Origin of the sequence: Lysinibacillus macroides (assembly GCF_001281525.1) — a bacterium.
GTDB lineage: Bacteria > Bacillota > Bacilli > Bacillales_A > Planococcaceae > Lysinibacillus > Lysinibacillus macroides.
The window spans coordinates 303,862-329,041 of the sequence record NZ_LGCI01000010.1; the positions used below are offsets into that span (position 1 = coordinate 303,862).

Annotated in this window: 25 protein-coding genes, 1 pseudogene and 1 riboswitch; of the genes and pseudogenes, 6 read left to right on the forward strand and 20 right to left on the reverse strand. The window is 38.4% G+C overall.

The genetic code is table 11. The features are described from left to right. Positions 1 to 296 precede the first annotated feature (296 nt). From ADM90_RS16310 to ADM90_RS16350, 8 genes and pseudogenes are all read right to left on the reverse strand, one after another. Complete coding sequence (locus ADM90_RS16310) at positions 297 to 662, reverse strand: BlaI/MecI/CopY family transcriptional regulator (protein WP_327037041.1); 366 nt, start codon at positions 660 to 662, stop codon at positions 297 to 299. Between the two features lie 1,175 nt (positions 663 to 1,837). After that, on the reverse strand, positions 1,838 to 2,293 hold the full coding sequence (locus tag ADM90_RS16320) for a hypothetical protein (RefSeq protein WP_053995992.1): 456 nt from the start codon (positions 2,291 to 2,293) through the stop codon (positions 1,838 to 1,840). Then, positions 2,278 to 2,508, reverse strand: a complete 231-nt coding sequence (locus ADM90_RS16325) for a hypothetical protein (protein WP_053995993.1) — start codon at positions 2,506 to 2,508, stop codon at positions 2,278 to 2,280. The genes ADM90_RS16320 and ADM90_RS16325 overlap by 16 nt, the downstream gene beginning before the upstream one ends. Continuing rightward, positions 2,492 to 3,171: pseudogene (locus tag ADM90_RS16330) on the reverse strand (response regulator transcription factor). The gene ADM90_RS16325 and the pseudogene ADM90_RS16330 overlap by 17 nt, the downstream one beginning before the upstream one ends. A 74-nt stretch (positions 3,172 to 3,245) precedes the next feature. Further along, positions 3,246 to 3,545, reverse strand: a complete 300-nt coding sequence (locus ADM90_RS16335; RefSeq protein WP_053995994.1) for a cupin domain-containing protein — start codon at positions 3,543 to 3,545, stop codon at positions 3,246 to 3,248. A gap of 99 nt (positions 3,546 to 3,644) precedes the next feature. Further along, positions 3,645 to 4,436: a hypothetical protein gene (locus ADM90_RS16340; RefSeq protein WP_053995995.1), complete on the reverse strand. Its 792-nt coding sequence runs from the start codon at positions 4,434 to 4,436 to the stop codon at positions 3,645 to 3,647. Between the two features lie 75 nt (positions 4,437 to 4,511). Next, entirely contained in the window at positions 4,512 to 4,772 is a 261-nt protein-coding gene (locus tag ADM90_RS16345; RefSeq protein ID WP_152928040.1) for a hypothetical protein, read from the reverse strand. Positions 4,773 to 4,853: 81 nt separating this feature from the next. Continuing rightward, positions 4,854 to 6,533: a formate--tetrahydrofolate ligase gene (locus ADM90_RS16350; protein ID WP_053995997.1), complete on the reverse strand. Its 1,680-nt coding sequence runs from the start codon at positions 6,531 to 6,533 to the stop codon at positions 4,854 to 4,856. 208 nt (positions 6,534 to 6,741) lie between these two features. Here ADM90_RS16350 and ADM90_RS16355 point away from each other — a divergent pair, with 208 nt between their 5' ends. Next, the gene (locus tag ADM90_RS16355; RefSeq protein WP_004269397.1) at positions 6,742 to 6,942 is read left to right on the forward strand and encodes a cold-shock protein; all 201 of its coding nucleotides are present in this window, start codon (positions 6,742 to 6,744) and stop codon (positions 6,940 to 6,942) included. Between the two features lie 173 nt (positions 6,943 to 7,115). Here ADM90_RS16355 and pdxR read toward each other — a convergent pair whose 3' ends face one another. The 3 genes from pdxR to ADM90_RS16370 form a co-directional block, all read right to left on the reverse strand. Further along, complete coding sequence (gene pdxR / locus ADM90_RS16360) at positions 7,116 to 8,546, reverse strand: MocR-like pyridoxine biosynthesis transcription factor PdxR (RefSeq protein WP_053995998.1); 1,431 nt, start codon at positions 8,544 to 8,546, stop codon at positions 7,116 to 7,118. A 178-nt stretch (positions 8,547 to 8,724) separates the two neighbouring features. Beyond that, entirely contained in the window at positions 8,725 to 9,951 is a 1,227-nt protein-coding gene (locus ADM90_RS16365; RefSeq protein ID WP_053996710.1) for a benzoate/H(+) symporter BenE family transporter, read from the reverse strand. A gap of 747 nt (positions 9,952 to 10,698) precedes the next feature. Further along, positions 10,699 to 11,457 carry an NRDE family protein gene (locus ADM90_RS16370; protein WP_053995999.1) on the reverse strand — a complete coding sequence of 253 codons (759 nt, stop codon included), beginning with the start codon at positions 11,455 to 11,457 and terminating at the stop codon, positions 10,699 to 10,701. Positions 11,458 to 11,751: 294 nt separating this feature from the next. On the opposite strand from ADM90_RS16370, the gene ADM90_RS16375 reads away from it, so the two are divergent. Beyond that, a complete protein-coding gene (locus tag ADM90_RS16375) occupies positions 11,752 to 12,030 on the forward strand; it encodes an amphi-Trp domain-containing protein (RefSeq protein ID WP_053996000.1) in 279 nt (92 codons plus the stop codon). A gap of 50 nt (positions 12,031 to 12,080) precedes the next feature. On the opposite strand, the gene ADM90_RS16380 is transcribed toward ADM90_RS16375, so the two are convergent. Further along, positions 12,081 to 12,866: a VOC family protein gene (locus ADM90_RS16380; RefSeq protein ID WP_053996001.1), complete on the reverse strand. Its 786-nt coding sequence runs from the start codon at positions 12,864 to 12,866 to the stop codon at positions 12,081 to 12,083. A 115-nt stretch (positions 12,867 to 12,981) separates the two neighbouring features. Here ADM90_RS16380 and ADM90_RS16385 point away from each other — a divergent pair, with 115 nt between their 5' ends. Beyond that, positions 12,982 to 13,467: a flavin reductase family protein gene (locus tag ADM90_RS16385; RefSeq protein WP_053996002.1), complete on the forward strand. Its 486-nt coding sequence runs from the start codon at positions 12,982 to 12,984 to the stop codon at positions 13,465 to 13,467. Between the two features lie 87 nt (positions 13,468 to 13,554). Here ADM90_RS16385 and ADM90_RS23955 read toward each other — a convergent pair whose 3' ends face one another. From ADM90_RS23955 to ADM90_RS16395, 3 genes are all read right to left on the reverse strand, one after another. Then, a complete protein-coding gene (locus ADM90_RS23955) occupies positions 13,555 to 13,710 on the reverse strand; it encodes a YezD family protein (protein ID WP_004269393.1) in 156 nt (51 codons plus the stop codon). Positions 13,711 to 13,769: 59 nt separating this feature from the next. Next, a riboswitch (SAM riboswitch) is annotated at positions 13,770 to 13,856 on the reverse strand. A gap of 180 nt (positions 13,857 to 14,036) precedes the next feature. Then, a complete protein-coding gene (locus ADM90_RS16390; RefSeq protein WP_053996003.1) occupies positions 14,037 to 14,717 on the reverse strand; it encodes a phosphopantothenoylcysteine decarboxylase domain-containing protein in 681 nt (226 codons plus the stop codon). Between the two features lie 69 nt (positions 14,718 to 14,786). Beyond that, positions 14,787 to 15,665, reverse strand: a complete 879-nt coding sequence (locus ADM90_RS16395) for a LysR family transcriptional regulator (RefSeq protein WP_053996004.1) — start codon at positions 15,663 to 15,665, stop codon at positions 14,787 to 14,789. Positions 15,666 to 15,799: 134 nt separating this feature from the next. Here ADM90_RS16395 and ADM90_RS16400 point away from each other — a divergent pair, with 134 nt between their 5' ends. Further along, positions 15,800 to 16,699: a DMT family transporter gene (locus ADM90_RS16400; protein WP_053996005.1), complete on the forward strand. Its 900-nt coding sequence runs from the start codon at positions 15,800 to 15,802 to the stop codon at positions 16,697 to 16,699. Positions 16,700 to 16,794: 95 nt separating this feature from the next. Here the strand turns inward: ADM90_RS16400 and ADM90_RS16405 are convergent, their stop codons facing one another. The 3 genes from ADM90_RS16405 to ADM90_RS16415 form a co-directional block, all read right to left on the reverse strand. Continuing rightward, positions 16,795 to 17,427, reverse strand: coding sequence for a hypothetical protein (locus ADM90_RS16405; protein WP_053996006.1), 633 nt, complete (start codon positions 17,425 to 17,427; stop codon positions 16,795 to 16,797). Positions 17,428 to 18,051: 624 nt separating this feature from the next. Continuing rightward, on the reverse strand, positions 18,052 to 18,489 hold the full coding sequence (locus ADM90_RS16410; RefSeq protein ID WP_053996007.1) for a general stress protein: 438 nt from the start codon (positions 18,487 to 18,489) through the stop codon (positions 18,052 to 18,054). A 159-nt stretch (positions 18,490 to 18,648) separates the two neighbouring features. Further along, positions 18,649 to 19,089, reverse strand: coding sequence for a Dps family protein (locus ADM90_RS16415; protein WP_053996008.1), 441 nt, complete (start codon positions 19,087 to 19,089; stop codon positions 18,649 to 18,651). Between the two features lie 219 nt (positions 19,090 to 19,308). On the opposite strand from ADM90_RS16415, the gene pepF reads away from it, so the two are divergent. Next, entirely contained in the window at positions 19,309 to 21,120 is a 1,812-nt protein-coding gene (gene pepF, locus ADM90_RS16420; RefSeq protein ID WP_053996009.1) for an oligoendopeptidase F, read from the forward strand. A 218-nt stretch (positions 21,121 to 21,338) separates the two neighbouring features. Further along, the gene (locus ADM90_RS16425) at positions 21,339 to 22,322 is read left to right on the forward strand and encodes an SEC-C domain-containing protein (protein WP_053996010.1); all 984 of its coding nucleotides are present in this window, start codon (positions 21,339 to 21,341) and stop codon (positions 22,320 to 22,322) included. A 310-nt stretch (positions 22,323 to 22,632) separates the two neighbouring features. Here the strand turns inward: ADM90_RS16425 and ADM90_RS16430 are convergent, their stop codons facing one another. Both ADM90_RS16430 and ADM90_RS16435 read right to left on the reverse strand, forming a co-directional pair. Further along, the gene (locus ADM90_RS16430; RefSeq protein WP_053993818.1) at positions 22,633 to 24,063 is read right to left on the reverse strand and encodes an IS4 family transposase; all 1,431 of its coding nucleotides are present in this window, start codon (positions 24,061 to 24,063) and stop codon (positions 22,633 to 22,635) included. Between the two features lie 80 nt (positions 24,064 to 24,143). Continuing rightward, positions 24,144 to 25,067 carry a ketopantoate reductase family protein gene (locus ADM90_RS16435; protein ID WP_053996011.1) on the reverse strand — a complete coding sequence of 308 codons (924 nt, stop codon included), beginning with the start codon at positions 25,065 to 25,067 and terminating at the stop codon, positions 24,144 to 24,146. Positions 25,068 to 25,180: the final 113 nt, after the last annotated feature.

The window sequence follows — 25,180 nt, forward strand, 5'->3', positions numbered from 1 at the left end:
TAGCTTGGTACTCATAACCACAGAGGCTCCATGTCAAGTTAAAACATTGTGTAATTGCAATACTATGTATTTTTTCTTTGCAAATACATATTCCTAATTTATCATTAATTTCTAAATTATTCAATAAATATTATTGTTAAATAACTTGTGAAATATACCATTTATTAAAGCTATTCTATTAATTATTTCACCTTAAGAAAATGGTGGATTTAGGATGACCAAGGAAATTTAACTATTACGAAAACGCAGGCAAAATAGTGATAATATGAGAAGTGCCCTATAGTCCTATCATTAACCTATCTATTCACCTGCTTCTCTGAAAGCCATTGTTCCAATTCATCATCTACTACTCTCTCACCGTAGAGTGTCGTTAAAAAGGTTTTCACAGACCCTTGATACATTGTATCTAATATACTTTTAGCTTCCCTTTTCTTGTATTCTCTAAATGTTATACAAGGGCTATAATGATTCATGCGCCATTTTCCTCTTGTTACAGATAATAATCCTTTATCAACTAATTGAGATAAAAAGGTATTGATGGTTTGTCCTTTCCAAGCTTTTTCTACAAAGATTTCTAATAATTCACTTGATGTAACAGAACGATTCAGTTCCCAAATGATTTGCATAATTTCCATTTCGGTATTCGTTAATTTATGGAACACAGACAAATAATTCACCTCTTTTCTATGAACCCTTTTTTTATAAACTTCAATAATATAGTAAATGTTACTATAACTTCATAGTTTTTGTGAATACATGATATTTGAGATAGAAGATTCAGAAATCAATTAGAAATTCCTGTTTTATCAACAATTGTATATCGCAACCTAATTCTGAGCCATTTATTAATCAAAAAGGTGAGCCACTAAAAATTCCCTGTACTTTTGAGAAGGACAACTCGGCTTTACATGGAGAGGTGAGCATGATACCGTGGTTAGGACATGAAACCTGATGCCAAGCCTTTCATGAGGGAATCATGCTCACAGAGGCTCCATGTCAAGCCTAGAAGAAGACAAAGTGTTCCTCTCCACATGTGTACAGAGTGGCTCTATTTGAAAGTTGCGAAGTGGCTCATTTTTCAATTGCGAAATACAAACAATCAAATAGGAACAGAAAGTACATTAGTTTTAGATGATTCATCAGTAACAACGTATAGTTTTAAATCAAAGACAATAGTTAAAGTTGTACAAATACTTAAAGAAAAGAAATATAAATAGTAAAAGAGCTATCTCAATTGTCAATCAAATAAGTTTTGAAAATAACTCCTTTATTCCCAAAATACTATCATGATGTGATTAATCAGATTTTTTATTTCGAATATCAAAAATTTTTCATTATAACTTTGGCATTTTGGAAAAAATTCCGTTGAAGGTTATGAGAGGGAAAATCATCATATCTTTTGTGATTGATAATTTTGATACATTTTGCTCTTTGACAAAGAAAGCATGAAAGAAACCATCATACAGTATAACCAAAAATCAGATACGTTTTTTATGCATGGTTAGCTACCTGACAAGTACGCCACGACTTCCGAATTGGAACGAGCGATAATTATTTTGTCTAAGATTGTGAGCTATAACCCATCCATAAGATAATGATACTCCCCCTACAGTCACCGTCCGAGCGTTCAAAGCGTCACAAGCTATGAGTAGGGCTGGAGTACAACTGTTCATACCAGATGGTGTAAGGTTTTTAGACACATAAAACAGATGTCAACTTTTCTCTTTCTAGTTGACATCTGTTTGTTTAAAAGACTGTTCGTAAATTATACATTACATCAAGAGTTTTGAAACAAACTCACGCGATTTCAAAATATCAAAGTTTATTTTAATCTATATTAATCCTCTTCATATGCCTTTTTCATTGCATTATATAAACTGACATCTTTAAAATCATCTTTACTAATATTGAGTTCTTCACTTACCATACATAAAAAATACAACCATTCTGTATCATTTATTTTGATAGCTTCAACACAAGCATTTTCTAAATACTTAATATTTACAGAGAGTTCCATACCTTTAAGATACTCTAATGCTTTTGTTGCCCCTGGCCAATTTAAATCCCTGAATAATTCGTATAGTTTAGGTAGCGCTAGTTCATTATTGGGGTAACCGACTGATATTATAACATCTACTGCATTTTCCCAGCATTCCTTTGCATATTTAGGAAATATAAGTGGCAATTGCTCATTTGTAATTTGGCAAAGAAATTCCTTTGCTTCATTTTGAATTGCTTTTGGTAAGTGCCAATTTAAATTATACGAGTAATATATGATTAAATCATTTTCCATAAAGATTTATACCTTTCAAAATTATAATACTTACTATTTTTTTCTTTTACAGAAATACCCTGTAGAATTTTTGTGTACTTATGTGGTTTATCGAGAGCATTAAGTCTACTATCCATCCATTTTTGCATTTCTGATGCCTTAACCGTTTTTACAGAAACATGCTCAGCACCATCTTTAACAGCTTTTAGTTCCTTTGTTTTATTTACAGCTTCCATCCTTCACCCTATAGCCAATGCCACGAATGGTTTCGATAATTAGAGGCTGTGCTGGATTGATTTCGATTTTTTCACGTAAATAGCGAATATGTACCATCAGCGTTTGATCGCCTTCTATATATGCCTCGCCCCACACATTTTCGTAAAGCTGCTCCTTTGTTAAAATTTGATTCAAATGCCGAATAAAATATTGAAATAAATGATATTGCTTACCCGTTAATTGAATTTCCTCCTGTGTCTGCTGATTGATTATACGCATATCTTTTGTATACACCATTAAATGTCTAATCATTAGTTGATGCTCATACTTTTGAAAGCATCTTAATAGCACCTCCACACGCGCTATTAGTTCATCTGGATGAAAGGGTTTTGTTAAATAATCGTCCGCAAAGCTTATCCCCTCTAGCTTGTCCTCCACCGCTGTCCGTGCAGAAAGCATTAAAATTGGCAACTGTTCATTTTTATTTTTCAGACGCTTCCCAATCGAAAAACCATCTAAACCTGGTAGCATCACATCCAACACAACAATATCTACTTGCTCCACATAATGCTCAGCACCTCACCAGACGTCAGCCATGTCACCTCATAACCGCGCTGCGTCAGCTTCTGTGACACCCAATTGCCAATTTCTACTTCATCCTCTATATATAATATATGTACCATATGCCTCCCCCTTCTATCTCACAGAAAATAACAAAAAAAGCTCTGATTTGCAACAATCAGAACTTTTCCATCCATTATTTTTTCAAACGTACAACAATCATCTCGCAATCCTCTACCGCTTCAAGACGATGCTTTTCATTTGGCTCAAGCATTAACAGTGCATTAGCATCCAGCTCCGTTACTTGCCCTTCAACATAAAACTTTACACGTCCTTTACGACAAACAATCAACACCTCTCCAGATGCTGAATGCTCTGCCACCGATTCCCCTGCTCTTAACTGAATGTTTATACTATCATAGCCCACACCAGCGGCAACTTTCTCTGTATGCTTTACCTTGTCCTGCAAAAATTGCTCTACTTGAATATGCTGCATGGAAAAATCTCCTTTTTTATTTTATCGTTAAAATGGCTAAAATTGACTTACGAAATACATGTTAACATGAAAACAGTTGTTGTCATTCTTGTGAAAGAACTAAATTAAAATATTATAAAGAGAATTTTTAGTCGTTGGTAGCTTAAATGACTGCATTTCTTCAAGTATAGAAGCGAATTCATTCCATTTTGTCCGTAAATCTTCTTGATAACCTCGAATCACTTTATCATAGTCTTTATCTGATTTTTGACTATCTTTATAGTTTTCTAGCACTTTTTCGAAAGATTGGATAAAATTTGATGGATTCGAAAAGTCTAATTCCCTGTAGAAACCTCTAATTGCGTGCTCTTTTTCTTGAAAATCTGATTTTATGATACTAGATGATCTACCAGTTTCTGTCAAAATCTTCTTATATTCTGCTTGCAATGCTTCATGTATGATAAATCCACGTTTATATCCTTCTTCTTGATACTCTTTGATTGCCCGTCCCATCTGCTCTTGATATTTTTTAGGAATTAATTTTTCTGCAATCACTTGCAATTGCATACCTGTTTGAGCGCGAAACATTTTAGAGTAGTCACCTGACCATGCACTAGGATTTTTCACACTCTGTTCAATCAAGTTCATAATATTTTTTCTTTCCTCAATGCTTCGTTCATTAATACCAGCAATAAATTTAAATCTTTCTCGACCCTCAGGTGGAACTTCTATTGCTGTTAATTTTACTGGAGTTGCTGAGGGATCTCTTTCAAAGGTATCAATAGGGATATTTTTTATATGCGCCCGTATCTGTTCTTCAATTTTTATTGACTCTTCACTTTTATTTGAGGAATAATTGTTTAATGATACTGCGTTATCCCAATTAACGCCCATTAATTTTGTGATATTCAAATATATCCCCCCTTTTTATTGACTTTAATATCGACTGAATTTCCATAAAATTAAGTAATTTATCACACATGTTGATTAACTAGAATCATCTATATATTTATTTAATGCCCTTGAGCCACTCGATTGACAGGGGAGCATAAAGAAAAAATAAGCGTTTGTTACTGTCGCTTCGCCCAGAAAAAACATGGACAGTTGTTTTTCTTGTATCTCTTGGTATGCAAAACTTGATTTACACATAAGTAATTCAAGGCGCAAAAGGCTCATTAAATACAGCATTTTTTGTTGTGCCAAATAACACAAATACATAACAACAAAAAAAGCTCCGATTGGCAACAACCAGAACTTTTCCATTATTATTTTATGAATTCAAAAAAGAGAGGATTCCCCAGCAGATTATGGAAATCCTCTCTTCATCATTTAAAACAGCCCTACCGCATGCCCTCCGTTATCAACATTCATGCGTAAAGCAGCTGGTGTTTTTGGTAAACCTGGCATTGTCATAATATCGCCCGTTAGACAAACAAGGAAGCCCGCGCCTAGCTTTGGAATCACTTCGCGAATCGTTACTGTAAAGCCTTCTGGACGACCAAGTAAACTTGGCTGATCGGATAAAGAATATTGTGTTTTTGCCATACAAATCGGCAAAGAATCCCAGCCAAATTTTTCAATTTGTGCAATTTGCTTTTTCGCTTGGTCTGTAAATTGGACATCTTTCCCACCGTACACTTTTTGCACAATGCTACGAACTTTTTCTTCAATAGATTCTGTTACCTCATATAAAGGTGAGAAGGTATTTTCATCCTCCAGTACGGCTAGCACTTGCTCGGCTAGCGCGATACCTCCCTTTCCGCCCTCTTCCCAAACATTTGTACGAGCAATACGCACATTTTTCTTCTGACACCAGCTTAAGACAGCCGCTAGCTCAGCCTCTGTATCGGTAATAAAGCGATTTAATGCAATAATGGGTTCGACACCAAATGTACGAATCGTTTCAACATGCTTTTCAAGATTGGCAATTCCTTGTAGAAGTGCCTCAACATTTTCATCGACAAGCGCTGTTTTCGCGACACCCCCATGCATTTTTAATGCACGAATTGTTGCCACAATAACAACGGCACTTGGCTTAAAGCCTGCTTTGCGCGCTTTAATATTCATAAATTTTTCAGCGCCTAAATCAGAGCCAAAGCCCGCTTCTGTCACAACGATATCCGCTAGCTTACGAGCTGTTTGTGTAGCCATTATGGAATTACAGCCATGGGCAATATTCGCAAATGGACCGCCATGAATAATAGCAGGTGTCCCTTCTAATGTTTGCACAAGATTTGGCTTAAAGGCATCCTTCAATAATAATGTAAGTGCTCCTTCTACTTGTAAATCACGCACAAAGACAGGCTCGCGCTCAAATGTATAGCCAATGACAATACTTGCTAAACGCTCGCGTAAATCATCAATGCTTGTTGCTAAACAGAACACAGCCATAATTTCAGAGGCGACGGTAATATCAAAGCCATCCTCTCGCGGCATTCCTTGCACAGGACCACCTAAGCCAATCACTACTTTTCTTAGTGCGCGGTCATTGATATCTAGCACACGCTTCCAAATAATACGACGTGGATCAATGTTTAACGCATTGCCTTGATGGATATGATTATCAATAAAAGCTGCTAATGCATTATTGGCTGTTGTAATCGCATGAAGGTCACCAGTGAAATGTAAATTGATATCCTCCATCGGTACAACCTGTGCATAACCTCCACCTGTTGCACCGCCTTTTACACCCATTACTGGACCTAGTGAAGGCTCACGTAAAGCTACCATCACTTTCTTATTTAATTGATGAAGGGCATCCGCAAGTCCTACAGTCACTGTTGACTTTCCTTCACCTGCTGGAGTTGGGCTAATAGCAGACACTAACACAACCTTTGCATCCTCGCCTTGAGCTGTAATTTTTAATGGGTCAATCTTTGCTTTGTAGCGTCCATATTGTTCAATGGCATCCGCTGGAATACCCGCAGCATCAGCAATTTCCGTAATTGGTTTCATCACTGCTTGACTAGCGATTTCTAAATCTGTTAATGGTTGATTTTTCGTTGTCATTTGGCATCCTACTTTCTATGTTGTTCATTTCCATTATAATCTTTAGTGTGAAAAAAAAGAAAGCAGTTATACCGGTATTTCGACAATCAATTGACATCTTTGTTTAATTCATGTATGTTCTAAGAGAAAATGCAATTTTTTCACATTTTCTCAATAATAGTACGACTAATTTTATTTTACATTCAAGCGCATTGGAGGCGAATGGCTTATGCAACAGGGAATCGTAAAGTGGTTCAATAATGAAAAGGGTTACGGCTTTATTGAATGTGACGATGGAGAAGATGTATTTGTACATTTTACGGGCATACAAGAGGAAGGCTTCCGTACACTTGAAGAAGGTCAAAAGGTATCATTTGATGTAGTGGAAGGCAACCGTGGACCACAAGCATCAAATGTGGTGAAATTATAAAGGATAAGTGGATTAGTGGAAAAACTCTTAATCCCACGACATACACACGTTAGGACCATTGGAAGAAAACCTTTTCCACTGGTCCTAATTTTTATATCTTTTGAAAACCCCTTGCTATGCGAGAGATTCTAGCTTTGGACAATAAATACATAGCCGTTTACTTAAACCTCACGTTATAAAAGTAGCTCAGCGAGACGAAAAATACCTTCTTCAATTGCAGTCTCATCTACTTTAGCAAACCCCAATACCCATCCTTTGCGATTACTTGCTAAACAATATTTGCTCAGTGGATAAATACGGATTCCTTTTTCAAGTGCTAAGTTCGTCATTGTCTCTTCATCAAATAATTCTTCAGCCTCAAGAAGCATATGTAAGCCTGTTTCAATGCCGCTTAGTTTGAAGCGTTCAGCTAGTCCAGTTGCAATAATGGCCTTCGTCATCGCTTCATGTCTACGGCGATATATATTTCTTGCTCTCCTCATATGACGCATAAAATGACCATGCTCAATAAAATGGGCAAGCGTTAATTGTTCCATAATAGGAAGGTGTCGATAGGTTAGTTCTTGTACCTGGGCAAGTTGACGAATGGCATCTTTTGGACCAACAACTGCCGAAATTCGTATGCCTGGAGCAGCCATTTTAGAAAAGCTCATCATATACAATGTATTGTGAGGCTGTTGGCTAAACAAGGTAGGTAGCGGATTGCCACGATGTCTAAATTCGCCATCGTAATCGTCTTCTACAATCCAAAATTGATCTTGCACAGACTTTTGAAGCAATTGTTGCCTGCGTGGTTCAGACATAATGACGCCCACTGCGCATTGGTGCGAAGGCGTAACAAAAGTAAGTTTGGTTTGTGGATGTATGCGATCTACCTGAAGTCCGTACTTATCAACAGGTACAGGAACAACATTCATACGTCGATATTTCATGGTCATCCACGAAACAGGAAAGCCAGGATCTTCAACAGAAACCGTTTCTCCTTCATATAATAATGCCTGAGCAATTAAATCTAGGCTATGTTGCGCACCTGAAGTTAAGATAATTTGGTCGACGTCCACATGAACGCCCCTTTCAAATGTTAAGTAACGTTGAATCTGTTCACGTAATGGTATAAAACCATAGGCATTGCCATAACCCCAATTGATCAAATCTACTTCGGTTGATGCCTGTAAAAAGGATTGTCTCCAAATTTTTTGGAAATGCTCATCCAAATAGGGCTCATGAGGGGAAAAATCGATTTCTACTTGTTGATTTTCTTTGCCTCTAAGCCAACTGTTTAGCTCATCAACTGCTGCGTTTAATAAAGGTAATTCTGGCGCGGATGGCCCTTGAGGAAAAACCGCTTGTGATACCTGCGTTTTATAGCCCCATTCACTTACTCTTGTGCCACCACGCCAATTTGTCATAGTGTACCCCCGACTGAATAATTCCTCATAAACAATCTGTATAGTTGAACGTGAAACACCCACTAATAAAGCCAGTTCTCGAGATGGAGGAAGTAGCTCGCCTGGTGGCCATTTGCCTGTTGTAATATTATGAATAGCTTGGTCAAGTAACTGTTGCCAAATAGGGTTTTTGTCGTTTCGGTTAACTTTTAGCATTCAATTCACTTCCAGTATAAAATTTAGATGATGAACGGGTATCTGCTACTTGAAAACAACTGAATGAAGAAATATTCACTTAATGTATTACGCCATAAAAAAGCAAAACGATGATCGTCTCTCTATAGAATATCACTGTTTTGCTTCTTCTTAACTAACTCCTTTTAGTTCGTGTAGTCTATTTTTGATTCATTTGTTGTACTTCATTGAGCGTTTGCTGTTTTCTAAGAAATTGACCATTCATCAATAAATGGGCTCCTAAACCTGCTACAAGCCCCCAAAATGCCCCTCCTACTCCAAGTAATGTAACATTTGCGGCTGTTGCTAAAAAAGTAATAAGGGCTGTTTCGCGGCCATGAGGATTTGTTAAAGCATTGGCAAGGCTACTACCAATTGTACCAAGCAATGCTAATCCCGCTAATGTCGCAATAAACGTTGCAGGGAGAATTAAAAACAAAGCGGCCAATGTCACCCCAAATATTCCGACAATCATATAAAAAATACCACAGACAATCCCTGCAATATAGCGTTTTGTTGGATCCTCATGAGCATCTTTCCCTGTACAAATTGCTGCTGTAATCGCTGCTATGTTAAAAGCATGTGAGCCAAACGGTGCCATTAGGAGTGAGCCTAATCCTGTTACAATCAAAATTGGATTGGCGCTTGTTTTAAATCCATCATTTCGCAACACTAGCATTCCTGGCATGTATTGTCCCGTCAAAGTAATAATAAAAAGCGGTAAAGCAACACCCAATACAGCATGAAGGGAAAATGTTGGGGCCACAAATACTGGAGATGCGATAGCCAATTTGACATTGCTGAAATCTACCTGCCCCATACTGATCAAATAAATCAATCCCATTACTAAAATACCTACGATGGCATAGCGAGATGTAAATCGTCTTAAGAGGATATATGTAGTAAACAGGACAATTACAAGTAAAGGGTCAACTTTCGCACCACCAAATGCAGAAATACCAAACTGCAATAAAATACCTGCTAGCAGCCCAGATGCAATGCCTGGGGGAATAAGCTGGACAAATCGTTCAAACATACCCGATAAACCTAACAAAACAAATGCGACAGCAGAAATGATATAAGCCCCAATTGCTTCAGCATAGGGCGTAACGGCCAAAGCTGAAACAAGAAATGCCACACCTGGTGTTGACCAAGCTGTAATAATGGGTTCACGATAACGGTAACTTAGCCAAATACCAGTTATCCCTACACCGATGGAAATTGACCATATCCATGAAGCGGTCATTTCAGGATTCAGACCAGCAACTTTGGCAGCTTGAAACACTAAAATAAAAGTACCTCCATAATTAACTAAGACAGATATAAAGGCAGCTATGGTGGGCGATAGCAAGTCACGACCACTCCGTGAAGCTGATGTTGTGTTCATACGCATTCCCTTCCTCTCTTCTCATCATCTTAAACCATGTTTTTCCACCAGCTATCCCCATTTGGCACATACACTCCCTATAAATGTAGATTCTTCATCACCTGGGGCTTGGCAAGCTAATTCCACTAGCCTTCTCGCGATTGGAAGATTTTCTTCAATTAAATAAACCATAGTATGCCTCCTTTTTGTTCTTTGTCAGTTGTATTCATGAACACTTTTAGCATAACGAATTATGGATTGAGAAAAAACATCCAAAAATTCAATTTCTAGCAGTCCATAATTGTTTACATCCTTTTTTATTTACTACCCTATTACCAGATAATCTTATATCCCTATCTTTAGCTTGATAGAAATAAAATAGAAAGAGGACTAAAATATCTGAAGCTCAAAAACGTCCTACGCAGACATACCCTGAAAGACACATATCCATTCTACTAAAACTTCTATCCCTCAATATTGCAGCATCAAGGAATTGCCAGGGGAATAAACACAAAAAAGACTATCGGAAAAGAAAAATCTATTCCGACAGTCCGAGCTTTTCTATGAAACATTGGCTAAAAACTTATGCTGCTGTGTGAAAGTGAAGCGACAACGGCATGCCCCCTCCTGCCAACACCATTCATTACATACTCTGCTTCACTGAGGTGGACGACTTTTGACAGATTACGTTAAAAATATGTAAGTACATTCATCATTCGTATATTTCGTTTGAAGCGGATGAGTAGCTTCCAGTATGGGCAAAGCTATTTATTCTTTCTTATATACCTCTAGCCGTACATCCCCAGCAAATTTACCATTGATAAAGCTTCGTTCTAGGATATCCCAGCCTGTCTGATGCTGCTTGACAATTGTCGAGGCACGCGTACCGTAGCCATCAATATCAATAAAAACAGAGGAAAGTTGTTGTTCCAGTTCAAACGGTATACCTGTTGTAGGTAAATCTTTAGCTGCTGCTGTGGTTGGGTCCTTTAAAATAGCTAGTAATGATTCTTCCTCTGTTGTGTGTTGAAGTGTTTCAGCAAAAGCTTCTTTTAAACGCTCCACTTTAGGCCATGGTGTATTGAGGGTTGCATTCGATATACAATGAACGCCTGGTGGGATAATTGTTTGCACATTATGTACATTATTATAATGCACAAGCTCTGTTCCATCATAGAGCAGTACATTTAATCCGCCATATAAACAACGCTCCTGCTGTAACTGTCCAGTAAAATCTCGTGCACTTACAGAGCTATTCATAAACGCAATAGGAACGACTCCCCTCGATTTTTCACCAACAATTGGCAGTTGTGGATCGCGATAATTGGTGACTGCTGCAAACCGCCCATTATTACTCACAGCTAGCCATGTACCCATTTTCTCTAAATCTCGACCAGCCCAAATATGCGGCATATCTGGCCAGTTGTGCATGCACTCAGTTGGTCTTGCATAAAATTCATCACGATTTGCCGCAATCAGTAAAGGATGCTGTGGATGCACCTGATAGCCAATGGCAATAATACACATAGCGCGCCCTCCTATTTTTTATCTTGGTTCAGCAGAAGACTCCCTTCCTCTACAAGGTGGGGATAAATGCTTTTTTACCTCTGTTCAGTGGGTGTCCAAACGCCCACCGAACCAAAAGCCCCAGCGGATGTACCTGACGCTAGTGCTTTCGGTACAAAAATCCGAACGTAATTACGCTGAGGCGTAATTGATATTGAACATAGTATAGAGCACACAATAAACAAGTGCAATGCAAATGGTAGCGTTAACATTTTATGCTATAATAGAAGTAACGACAATAGGGGAGGGATTTCGATGCAAAAACAAATGAAGCCGATGACGGAAGTTGTCCTAAAGCATAAGGAACGGCAAAGTGTCGTGGAATTTGCAACAATGCTTGAAGCAATTGCTCAAAAACTAAAAGAAAATGGTGAATTTACATTTGTTCAAGGCACAGAGCAAACCATTGTTAGCCCTACAGAACCACTTAAAATCGAATACTCCTATACAAAAAAGGGCGACAAACATTCCTTTGAAATTGAATTTGATTGGTACACAGGCACACAAGCACCAAAAAAAATGACGATTGAATAATTGAAAAGCTACGGCAAGGGGCATTATACACTCCCCTTGCCGTAGCTTTTTTAACGATTAATCCAATAAAAAGCACCTGGACAAACCAATGTTTCTTTTACGCGATATGGGTCTTTTAATTGCACGCCAAATGGACCTTGCTTTAAAGGTGTAAGTGTCATAGCTGTGGCAACTGCCTCATCATAAAAATCCAAGCGTATATTTGGTAGCTGTAAGGATACATATTGCTCATGCTGTTCTGCTTTTGGCAATTGCAATGCCTGCTGCCAAAGCTCAACGGTTGCCGGTACATCCTTTACAACAAACAACACCGCTTCCATTGTAATATTTTGCTGCTGATGAATCGCACCACTTGCCTGCAATTGTGCAAAACGCTCCTTATCATCCTCCGCCCATTCAATAAGAAATGGAAAGTCAATGGAAAGGTCAGGCTTACCAAAATGCAACAGCTTCCACTCTACAACAGAGCCATCTGGTCTTGTACGACTACAAGCATCAGGGCCATAAACATCAAAGCCTAATGCACGCAATCGTTCACCCTCTGCCTCTATATTTGTTGTGCGCAATGCAATTCGTGAAAATCCTTGGCGCTCCCCGTCCTGTTTAAACGTATAATGAAGAGTGTAAGGACTTTGTGCTGCCCGCTCAAATAAATCACGATCATACACCGCAATTTGTTCAATATAGCTTAAGCCAAAATAGCTTAATGTATTATAAGTCCCCCACATTGTATGTTGACCACCGTTTACTGTATGAATATTTCGTTTGTTGAAGAAAACCTTTATATTTTCTGGTGATTCCACTTGCTGAACCAAATGATCGAAATATAAAGTCATGGTCATTCCCCTTTCTTTCCCGATTACCTTTACCTATATGCTGGATTCGTTTAAAATTTATGCAAGACAATGATAGCTATTTAATTTCATTGACAATAATAACGAGGTGATTTGAATGACAGATCAAGTAACTGCTTTTAAATTAGCACTAGGTAATTACCCTACAGGCGTAACGGTTGTGACTACATGCCATGACACACAACCGATTGGCTTAACCGTTAATTCCTTTGCATCTGTTTCGATTGACCCGCTCCTTATTTTATGGTCACTCGATAAAAAATCTCAGCTCCATTCCTATTTTACAGCAGCGCCAACATTTGCAGTCAATATTTTAGCGAGTGATCAAGAGCATTTATGTACGTTATTTGCCAGCAAAGTGCCTGACCGTTTTGCCCAGGCAAAGTGGTCTATGTCCTCCTTCGACCTACCGATTTTACATGATACGGCAGCTATTTTACAATGTAAAACATATCAACAGGTTGATGCTGGCGATCATACTATTTTTATTGGGCAGGTGCTAGATATTACAAATTCACCAAAAGAGCCTTTACTGTATCATCGCCGTCATATTGGTGAAATTCCAAAAAGCTTTTATCGTTAAGCGCTACACAAAAAAGGGCCACTTGTAAGCAAAGGACATTCTTTATACTTAGTTGTGGCCTATGACATCGTTCAACTGAAATGATCATTATTTTTTCTGTGGAAACCTCTGTTTTTCTAGCCTGTTAATTTGCACAATTACACCATCCTGAATCGTAATATGCACTTCACCAAATTCAAGATTTTGGATAGCCTTCGCGATAGCCTCTAACTTCTTATCATCTACTTTTACCGACTGTGCCATATCATACACCCCTTCTTTTTCATGCTTCCTTTACAAAAGAGTTCAATTGATGGATAGCCCCTTTATCTTTTAGATACTATTGGCATCTATTCTATTGGTTGCCGAGGCTTCATTGGGCCAAATCCCTCCACCTCTCTCGATAAGAGCACTGCTTACTTGGAAATAATTTTATAATTGTGCTATACAATTGTCAATATAAAATATTAGAAAACCTAGTTGAATACTTTGTAATATGATATTTATCTCGATTTCTTTTAGCATTGTATGCAGGCAATTACCCATTTAGCGCTGCTTAGCTATTAAAAAACTGTGCAGAAGTATCTCTTCTACACAGTTCCTTGTTGTAAGCATGTTATCAATGCTTGCGCTGTTTGTTCTTTGCCCATCACCTTAATTGGCTGCCCCTCTGCTGGTACAATCCAATGAGGCTCGTCTCCACCATATAACGATTGAGAGCTATTTGCCACCATAAACTGCGCCTGTGCTGTTTCCATACGTAATCTTGCACGCGCAAGTAAAAATGCCTCATCGTCTGTTGCCTCTAGTTTAAAGCCTACCAATGTAACATTTGGTTGCCAGCCCTTTATTTGCCCTAATAGTTTTGGTGCTTTTTTAAAATGAATAATAGGGGGCTCATCAGAAGGCATTTTCCCTGCCTCCTCCATTAAATTGCCTGATTGGTCATACACTTTATCAATGACCCAATCAGAGCCAGCCGCTGCCATAATGACAATATCCACCTGTTGTTCTTGCACAGTATGACGAAGTTTCTCGCCTAAATCCTCAATACCCTCAAATTTAATGGTTTGCATTTTGCTATGATTAACTGGTAGCTGCGCAAAATAGCCATGCATATACAAAACATGAGCACCTGCTGCAAGTGCTGCCTCTGCTAAATAGCAGCCCATTGTGCCCTTTGATAAATTCGTGTGCCCTCGTACACGATCCCATTTTTCAAGCGTTCCCCCACTTGTAATAAGTACGGTTTTCCCTCGTAATGTCCCCATACACTCACCTATTTTCTACAATATCTAACAACCTTTATTCTAACGTAATGCAAGGATAGGCTTCAATAGCTACAGCACGCTGTTTTGCTCCTTTAACCAAGCACTTAAAATTTCCGCAAATTTCTTCGTTACAGGAGAGGCATGATGCTTCATCGCAATACCAATTGTCCGATAGCCACCTTGTTTTAATGGTATAGCCTTTAAAGTTGAAGGTAAATTATGAATAACAAGCTGCGGTAAAATACTAATACCAAGATGGTGGGAAATCATGGAGAGAATCCCCACTTCCTCTGATAGCTCAAAGCGAATATTTGGCTTCACATGGTATTGCTCTAAAAGAACCTTCACATCATTTGTACCCTTATAAGAGGTCATAATAAAGGGCATATCCTCCAAATCCGCAATATCAACCTCTGTTTTAGCATAAAGAGGACTTTTAGCCGAAACAATGCACAACAAAGGGTCCTGCTGCAACTCCGTAAATTGATATTGTGCCGACTTTTGACCATTTAAAAATCCCGCCTCTATTTCACCACTTAGTAGCCATTGCTCGATTTCATAATAATCGCCCTCACGCAATTCCACCTGTATCCCCGGAAACTGATGATCCATAATGCGAATAATTTCTGGCATCCAATTTGAAGAGATACTTGAAATCACACCAATCCGCACCTTGCCTCTTGTGACACCTAAAATATGGGCAGCCTCCTGCTGCAATAGCTCCTGCGCATCTAAAACCTGCCACATCGCCCGTAGCATTGTATATCCCTCACTCGTTAGTGTCACACCTGTACGACTGCGATGAATCAATGCAAAGCCAAATTCTTTTTCTAAGCTTGACACGGCATGACTTACAGCAGACTGTGTTAAGCCAAGTACCTCTGCCGCTTTTGTAAAGCTTGCTACCTCTGCCACCTTTGTCAAAATTTCATATTTAACTAGGCTCATCCGCTATCCCTCTATATACATGAATTTTTTTAATCTTATTCATTATAAACATTCGTTTTACTAATCACAAGACAAGCTATATAGTAATTTTTAGTAGTCAAACTGTTTTAGTACACAGATCGTAGGTGAACATCATGAGTATCCAAGGAAAAGCAAATATATTGATGGTAATTGTCACAATGTTTTGGGGGTTATCCTATACCTTTATGGTAATGGGACTTGAAACATTGGCTGTTTATAATGTGGTGGCATTGCGTTGCATCATCGCATTTGTAATCGCAGGTCTTATTTTTTATAAAAGGATGAGTAAAGTAAATGGACAAACATTAAAATATGCGGCTATTCAAGGGTTGTTGTTATTCATTGTGTTTGCGCTCAGTTTATTTGGTTTACAATCCACTTCCATATCAAATGCAGGCTTTATTTTAAGCCTTACAGTTGTGCTAGTGCCGATTTTCAGTAGCTTTATTGATAAAAAATTACCTTCAAGAGCCGTTAGCTTTGCAGTTATTTGCACCATGATTGGTATTACAGTGCTAACAGCAAATGGTTCGTTTACTTTCCAAAAAGGTGATATATTAGTGGCGATTGCAGCGCTATGTTATTCTATTTATTTACTGTTAAATAGCTCTTTTACGCGCAATGTTGAATCCATTTCTTATGGGATTTATCAGCTCGGCTTTGCAGGATTATATGCACTCATTTTAACATGTTTATTTGAAACACCGACATTGCCTCATTCCCCAATATCTTGGATGGCAATTTTAGGGCTTGGCGTTATTTGTAGTGCCTTTTGCTTCGTGGGTCAAACTGTAGCACAACAATATACATCTGCTACACATACAGGTCTTATCTTTTCCTTAGAGCCTATTTTTGCAGCCATGTTTGCGATGCTGTTTATTGGCGAAGGGTTAACAATGAAATTAGTGATTGGTGGTAGCTTTATTCTGATTGGGAATGTAGTGGCACAATTAGAGCATTTCCATCTATTACGCTTTATCAAAAAAGAGGCACACGAAAAAGTGATGCCATAATCAATGCTATTTTTAGCACATAAAGAGAACTATCCTAATCGTCCATTTGATTGACGATTGAGATAGCTCTTATTCTTATTATCGATCTGCTATGGTCAATCTTCCGCATTCACTGCTTGTAATGCCCCCTGTGAATAAATAAATGACTTGCCATTTATCGTAAAAGGCTGACGTATATCAAGTCCAATTCCTTGTGCAAATTTAGGAAAATGCTGCTTAAACATAGCATCATTATTGACATTGGCTATAGATTGTCTCCCCTCTGCTAACCGCGAAAGATTCATAAAGACAGCAACCCATTCATTTGCGCCTTGTCGCTCTGCTTGTGAATAAGAGCGGTGTCTTCTAAGAGCTTCTTCTTGTTCTGGTGTCAGCCTTGTTCCTGTTCCAGAATCTTTAAACATCGGACTGAAATTTGAATTAAAGCCGCCACCCGTTAAAGCCGTGCCATTCAAAGGTTTGCCATTTACCAAGCCTAAATGGTAGTAAACACCATTAGCAATATGAATGGCATTAGCATGTTGATCGACAAGCTGAGTTGGTGTTGCATTTTGATAAATTGCATTGCAAGATTGTACAAATTCTACATATTTTTTACGTGATACATCAATTTCAGTTTGTTTAGAGTCAGCTTCATCCATTTCAACAGTAAAAGATTGCTGGCTTTGCTTTGCTTGAAAGGTAGAAACGATCCCTAAATTGTTTAGTGGATTAAAAGCAAGTTTCATTCGCTATTCCTCCTTTTCAACGATTTTGAGCTCTTCTTACTCCAGAAGTATGCCAGATTCACTTACTCTTGATGTACTAGCTGTTGCACTTAGAGAATCTTTTCGTAATAGCGTTAACACAGGCTGTATATAACCTGTACAATTGAATCTAAATCCATCCAATCACCAGTCCCACTTTCTATAAATCATACGACAGAAGTTTTACTACAGGTAATATCATAATTTTCCAATAAAACTCCTTCCACTACTGCTGTAACTGGAATAAAGAGCTTACATGGCTGAAACTCTGCTTGATTCATAAATTACGGCTATAGGCATAAATAAAAGATGGTGAACTTAAACCAGCGCTATAAGCTGAGGCTGCTTCTGTATTTGTGGCATCATTAACACTGAGAAAAATGCAGCTATTTTTTCATAACACACTCTTTCTTCCATTTTAGTTTTAATTCATCATATTAAGTATGTTCATGCTGTTATTATTAAGTATAATATGGACATGAAAAATTTGTAAATGCTTTTAAAGTTAAATCTAAAATATGTAAAATAGATGATTTCAATATTTCTCTCATACATATCATAAGAAAACCAGAGTGAATGTTCATCTTCACTCTGGTTTTTTGAGCTTTATAAAAATCGTCGATATTGCTCTGCCTCGATATTACGTTTTTGTTCCCCTAAACGCTTATCTAGTTCCTCAGTTGTCATGACTGATGCTTCTAGTGGAGGCAAGTCATCATCATGTTCCGCAAATAATACAATGCTTCCCTGCTCTACAAGATGTGCATAGTAGGCTGTTTGACCCTCCGTAAAATTAAAGCGTTTTAAGCCTTCTTCTACAGCTGAATCGCCTGTAAACCATGATTTGAATTGGTCTCGCCAATTACCAGCCTCATGTGTTTGCACATCATCATCCCATTTGACATCCTCTAGCTGTTCGGGATCCTTTGCAATAATCTGGATATCCTCTTTATGATATCCCTCCAAACGCATACTTTCTAAAATATGAAGCATTTCATCCTTTGTATGAGCCACTTCAATTTGTGGGTGTTGTTCATTCATCATGTTCAATTCCTCCTAATTCATATGGCTTATTAAGTTAATACCCTTACTTGTTCTAAACAAACACTCTTTTTTATACTGTAATCAAATTGTAATCTAGTTGTGATAAAGGAAAAATAGACATCCAGAGCTGCTAAAGCTCCAAATGCCTATTGTCATCTGCTATTTGTCAAGGAAGGCTTTTAGCATCCATGTATGCTTTTCAAGGGATTGGTACATCGCATTCAGTAAATCCTCTGTGCGGTCGTCCCCTTCCTCTGCTGCAAGCTCCATCGTCGAATTTAAAGCCTTCATTAGCTTTTCAAAGTCTGCAATCGTTGTTGCGACCATTTCTTCTGTTGTCTCTTTTCCTGTCGCTTCTTCTACATATGACAGCTCAAGATGCTCTTTTAAGGTTGCTACTGGTTTACCATCCTTTGATAACACACGTTCAGCAATATCATCTAAATTCAACGTTGCTTCATTATACAATTCTTCAAATTTGGCATGCAGGGTAAAGAATGCATGACCTGTCACATACCAATGATAATTGTGAAGCTTTGTATACAACACAGACCATGTGGCAACTAACTTATTTAATTGTTTGTTTAAATTTTGTGTCATACGTATGTTTCCTCCAATATATCAAATGTTTTAGCCATTCGTATGTCTTACATAAGATACGGGCTATATGTCTATTGTTCCCGACCAATTGTATTTCAAACATTTATTTTGCAATAGTGGATGTTCATGAAGAATAGTGTAACTATTCCATTTAATTATTTCACTTTCCGAAATAGTTCGTTATAATGAAATCACTTATATACGAAGGGGTGTTTATAAATGGATGTTTTACCATTACGCAAAGATGTGGCAGTAGAGGAAACATGGGATTTAACCCATTTATTAAAAAATGATGCTGATTTTGACCCACTGCTTGCACAGCTTGTAGAGGATGCACTTCAGTTTGAGCAACAGTTTCAAGGAACAATTATAGATGCACAGCAGGTAATTGCTGTACTAACAGCCTTTGAAGAGCTCTATAAAAGCATTGTTCCTATTGGCACATATGCTAGCTTAAATCTTCAAGTAGACCGTACAGACGATAAAGCACAAATGCGTGCCGCTAAGTATAGCTCAGCCATCAGTAAAATTAGTAGTGCAATCGCTTTTGTTCGCAGTGAGCTACTTGCCTTAGATGAAGCCATTTTACAGGAAGCCGCAGCAGTAAACCCGCTATATCAGCACTATATTGCAGAGCTTTTAAAATACAAGCCTTATCAACTACACCCTGAGGTGGAAAAAGCACTTGCCGCCTTTAGTGCGACATTTAATGCGCCATATGAAACCTATAACACAACCAAATTAGTCGATATGAACTTTGGGGAATTTGAAGTCAATGGCGAAAAGCATCCACTTAGCTTCGTACTCTTTGAAAATGACTGGGAATTTGAAGCTAACATAGATGTACGTCGTGCTGCATTTGAGGCCTTTTCAAGCAAGCTGCGTGATTATCAGCATACAACAGCACAAGTCTATAACACACATATCCAGCAGGAGAAAACAATGGCGGATTTACGTGGCTTTGATTCCGTTATTGATTATTTATTATTGAATCAAGATGTGGACCGTTCACTTTATAATCGTCAAATAGATTTGATTACAACAGAGCTTGCACCACATATGCGTCGCTATGCAAAATTAATTCAACAAGCCAATGGCATTGACCAAATGACATTTGCCGACTTAAAAATTGCGCTTGACCCTGACTATGATCCACACGTATCAATGGCAGAGGCAAAGGAATATGTAGAGAAGGCATTAGCTGTTATGGGAGAGGATTATAACCGTTTAATGGATAGAGCCTTTGCTGAGCGCTGGATTGATTATGCCCCAAACAAAGGGAAATCAACGGGTGCCTTTTGTTCAAGTCCATATGGCAGTCATCCTTATATTTTAATATCATGGAATGAGCGTATGAATGAGGTCTTTACGCTGATTCATGAGCTGGGTCATGCAGGGCATTTTGCGAATGCACATGCCCATCAATCCTACTTTAATAGCCGCCCTTCTTTGTATTTTATTGAAGCGCCATCTACGATGAATGAAATGCTGCTGGCCAATTATTTATTAGCGCATCATGATGATATACGCTTTAAACGTTGGGTTATTTCGAATATTGTATCGAAAACGTATTATCATAACTTTGTTACACATTTACTAGAGGCTGCCTATCAACGAAAAGTTTATGAATTGATTGATGCTGGAGAGGCTGTCAATGCCAATAGTTTAAATCAATTAAAACGTTCTGTCCTTGAAGGTTTCTGGGGTGATGCAGTCGATATTTCTGCGGGTGCTGAGCTTACATGGATGCGTCAGCCGCACTATTATATGGGGCTGTATCCATACACATATAGCGCTGGCTTAACAATTTCTACACAGGTGTCTCAGCGTATTTTACAAGAAGGTGATATAGCTGTACAAGAATGGTTAGCCGTGTTACAGGCTGGTGGCACAAAATCACCTGTAGAATTAGCGCAAATGGCAGGTGTGGATATTACAACAGACCAGCCATTAAAAGATACCATTGCTTATATTGGCCATTTAATTGATGAGCTTGAACGACTAACACTTGAAATTGAAGCTGCCCAATAATTGAAAACGATGCTGTGCCTAATTGCGCAGCTCGTTTTCTTTTTTAGTTCTAAGTAGAAAACGCAGTACATATACTAGAATTAGGGCGTCCCACTATGTTTTTAGATATTTCAAAATAGACAATCATTTTTCTTCACACAAAAGTACCGTTATTATTAAGAGTGCGCAAATTATTTAGCAATAGTTGATTAACAATTTTCAAAGGAAGTGTTCTAATTATGGTAAAACGTAATGATCCATGCCCATGCGGTAGCGGCAAAAAATATAAAAAATGTTGTGAAGGCAAACAACAAGTAACAGTAGAAGCTGTACAGGTTGAAGAATTAGAGCGTGTGTTACAAACATTTTATTTAGAATACCCTGAGCGTAAAGATGTTCGTGCTTATATCGAGCATGCGGGCACATGGCAGCCTAAATTAGAGAGTGTTCTACAGCGTGAGCTCATTGAAGCCATTGCACTAGACGACTTTTTCTTCCATCAAGAGCCCTCTATTTGGAAGGGCTATTTAAAGAAAACAAAGAAAAAGGCGGTAAGACCTTCTACTGTCAAAGTGCTAGAAAATTGGTCTCAGCCAACGCTCTTTATTGGTATGGTGTCTGCTGTTGAGGAAAAATATTTTAAAGCTACACATTTGTTGACAAATGAGGAGCTATATATTCGTCGTGAAAATGATAAACCGATTCCTGAAGGTATGCATGTCTTTGCCTTTATTTTACCTGATGGAACAGCAACATCGACACACTACTTAGCTGTGTCTACACTGATTTTCTTCCCAGAGGATCACACGAAAGTATTTGAGGAATTTAAGAAAAACTTTGAGGCATCTAACAAGAAGGTAAACATATTCTTAAAAGATGAGCATCTAACGTTCTGGGAGCTACTTGTTTCGAATGGTTATAAAGGAGAGGAATTCACGAACTTTGAAAGCAATGTGCTAGCACAGGTAAAGGATTTCTTAGAGCAAAATCAGCGTGAAACAGCACCAATGCTGGAGCTTTTAGAGGATTATCTAATCGAGGGACAGCCTTCTGCTCGTAAAGAGGCTGCTATTGCTGCTGGTGCTATTCGCTATGGTCAGGAAAAAGAGCTCTTTGAATCTCTCTCAATGACAGTAAAAGAAATTGCTGCGACATTCGAGATTTCTGCGGCTTCCCTGACAAAGTATTACCAAGATTTAAGTAGCTACGCTGCTACAAAATAATGACCATCTCAAAAAGCTACCTTTGCGCAATCACAAAGGTAGCTTTTATAGGGTTATTTGAAAAATGCCCTGTTTACATGTTTTCTCTCAATCTTGCTATTTTTCAAGTACATATGCCCAATGATATTATCATCCTTCAACACTAGCATTTGCCATATATGTTGGTGGCAATACACGATTGTTGAATATGCCCCATCCCCATCAATCTAACAACGTAACTAGCTAGATTCGAATCGTTTCTTTCTGATAACTAACCAGTGCACGAAAAACAAGCATGCCAAATAAGCCTCGAAAAAAGCGTTTTTTTTCGCTAGGCAGCTTGTCTAGGCTTCACCGTCGTTTCATACACAACACCTAAAATATCAAAGACCGTCATCTTTTTAGCTCGATGACACTTCCGACCGTTCTTTGAGAGTAGCTGATACAAGCGATGCAAAATTTTTACCAGTTCTTCTGCACCGGCTGCCATCGCTCGGAAGAATAACGGAAAGTAATCTTTAATCATATAAATCGCCTTGTATTCACTCAGCTCCTGCTTTTTCTTTTCGAGCAGGAGCTGTCGCATTTGAAACATCGTCGAAGAACACAGGAGAATGGCAATGAGCTGTCCGTATAAATGGCATTCTAAGCGTTCTCTTTTCATCGTTTTACAGGCATGAATTTCAAAAAAAGACTTCCACGTTTTAAATAAAATTTCAATCTGCCAGCGAAGCGAATACAGGGCATGCACGTCCTTCGTTGGGACTTCTTTAGGTGATGTGTTCGTGATGTAGACGTTCATGCCCATTAAGCGTTTACTTTTCTCCTTCATGACAATGCCCTTCTTCTTTTCACGAATGGCTTGGTTTTTCAAGCGTGTTTGCGTTTGGTCGTCGGTTAAACGATGCATAATGACACGTGCTGGTAGCTTTTGATTTTGCCCAATGTAAGCCTCCTGAATTTCAATTGTTTCACCAGGCGTAAGTTCAGCCATCATTTGTGCCATATCGAGTTGAATATATTCGGTATGCTTTTTCAACGTCCCATTTTTGAACGTTTCTGGCGCAGGGTTCTTGATATAAATCCGTGTATTGAGCTTCAGCCGTGAGATATAGTACGCCTTTTTCTCATGAATGACCTGTAAGTCGCCTAAATCGAAGTAGCCAAGATCGCGCAGGCATACATCGCCGGCCTCGACCGTTTGAAGACAGATGGTTCCGTACGTTTTATCATTGTTTTTTCCTGGTCCAACATGTACGTTCAGAAATTGACCACTGAGTAAGTCGTATTCCAATTGGATTTTTACACCCGCCGTGTTACTACTGCCACCCGATCCTTGATACTCACGAGCGAACGCATCTGGCAGTTGAAACACGGTCGCATCTAAAATACGGATTCGCTTAAACCGAGACATCAAGGTGTCGGGGAGTGATTGGTTGGCACAGAGCTTTTGTGCAAGCAGCGTGCGAAAGACCTCTCTAAGATAAGCGACAGCTGCCTGGTTAAAGCGTTGATTCAAACCTTCTGCACTCATCAATACGCCAGTTGAAGCTTCTAGCCGACTACACAATTGTGTAAGGGATGTACTGCCAATTTCCTGACTCAACCAGACACAAAGGGCAATGAGTTCACTCGCTTGATACTTACTCGCGCGCTTTACAAAGCCAACGCGTTTCGCAATGTCTTTTAGCACGGTTGGAGATAAACACGCACGTAACTCTTGTGCAAAAAGATTCAGTTCATTGGATAGGATTCGATTCATCAAAAACGCCATCCTTTCTTGTAAACTACTGCTGTTAAAGAAAGAATAACGTTTTTTTCATTTTTGGGGTATTGATGTGCTTAGCTTGATGGATATGTGGTTATGCCCCTTAATTCTGAAAAATGCTTAAGCTCCATGCCTGACTGTTGTCTTTTCATCTCAAAGCTATCAAAAAGTTCATTTGTTTCCTCCACAGTTGACTGCATCATGTCTAGTAAAGGCATTCGATAGAGTAAAGACATGCCGATTGTGAACAGTGTTGGAGAACGAACCAAGTTCTTTTGTAAAGCTGGTTTAATCTGATAGCCGCTCCTCTCAAGCATTTTATATAAATCTATTTGAGCCTTGGCAACAAGCTTCCATCCATGTTTATCTTTCACTAAGTCATTTACATTTGAAGCATGAATTTCTTGTAAAGCTGTCATCGTGACAATATTTACCGCATGTGTTAAGAGCCACTCCTCCATAGCTGACTTAACTTTTATGCTATAAAGCTTTGGGTTAATAATATTCTTTAATATATTGATTTCTTTTTGATGATTGGATAAAGAACCAATGAGCATATGCCCTTTAAAAAATCGTAGCACATTGATGTCACCATTCATTCGTTTACCCCCAGTAAGTTGAAAGGCAAAGAGGATTTTTTTTGAAGAATCGTATTGGAGAATATCATGTTCCCATTTGTGCGTATCGATGTTGTTCCCTACTAATACAATATTTTTACTGATGTTCACCTTTACATCTTCTATAATCTCTGTTAAATCAGAGAACTTTGCGGTCACAAAAATAAAATCATAATAGGCTTCTCGTGGTAATGCTGAAATGACTGTTATTCGATCCTCCGTCTGCTTTCTTTGTAAATAATGATTTAACCGTATGCCTTGTTCAGACAGCTCGTCATATCGGCTATTTCGAGCAAGCACATCCACTTGGTTGCCTGATCGATATAGGATATGAGCAAGATAGCTTCCTTGCACACCCGCTCCATATATAAGTATTTTCATAAGCTCCCTCCCTTTTTATAGACAGATGTTAATTTATGAACATCTGTATGTTACAATAGCATTGCTTTATGGGAGGGACAATGATCGATTTCCAATAAATGACCATTAATAAA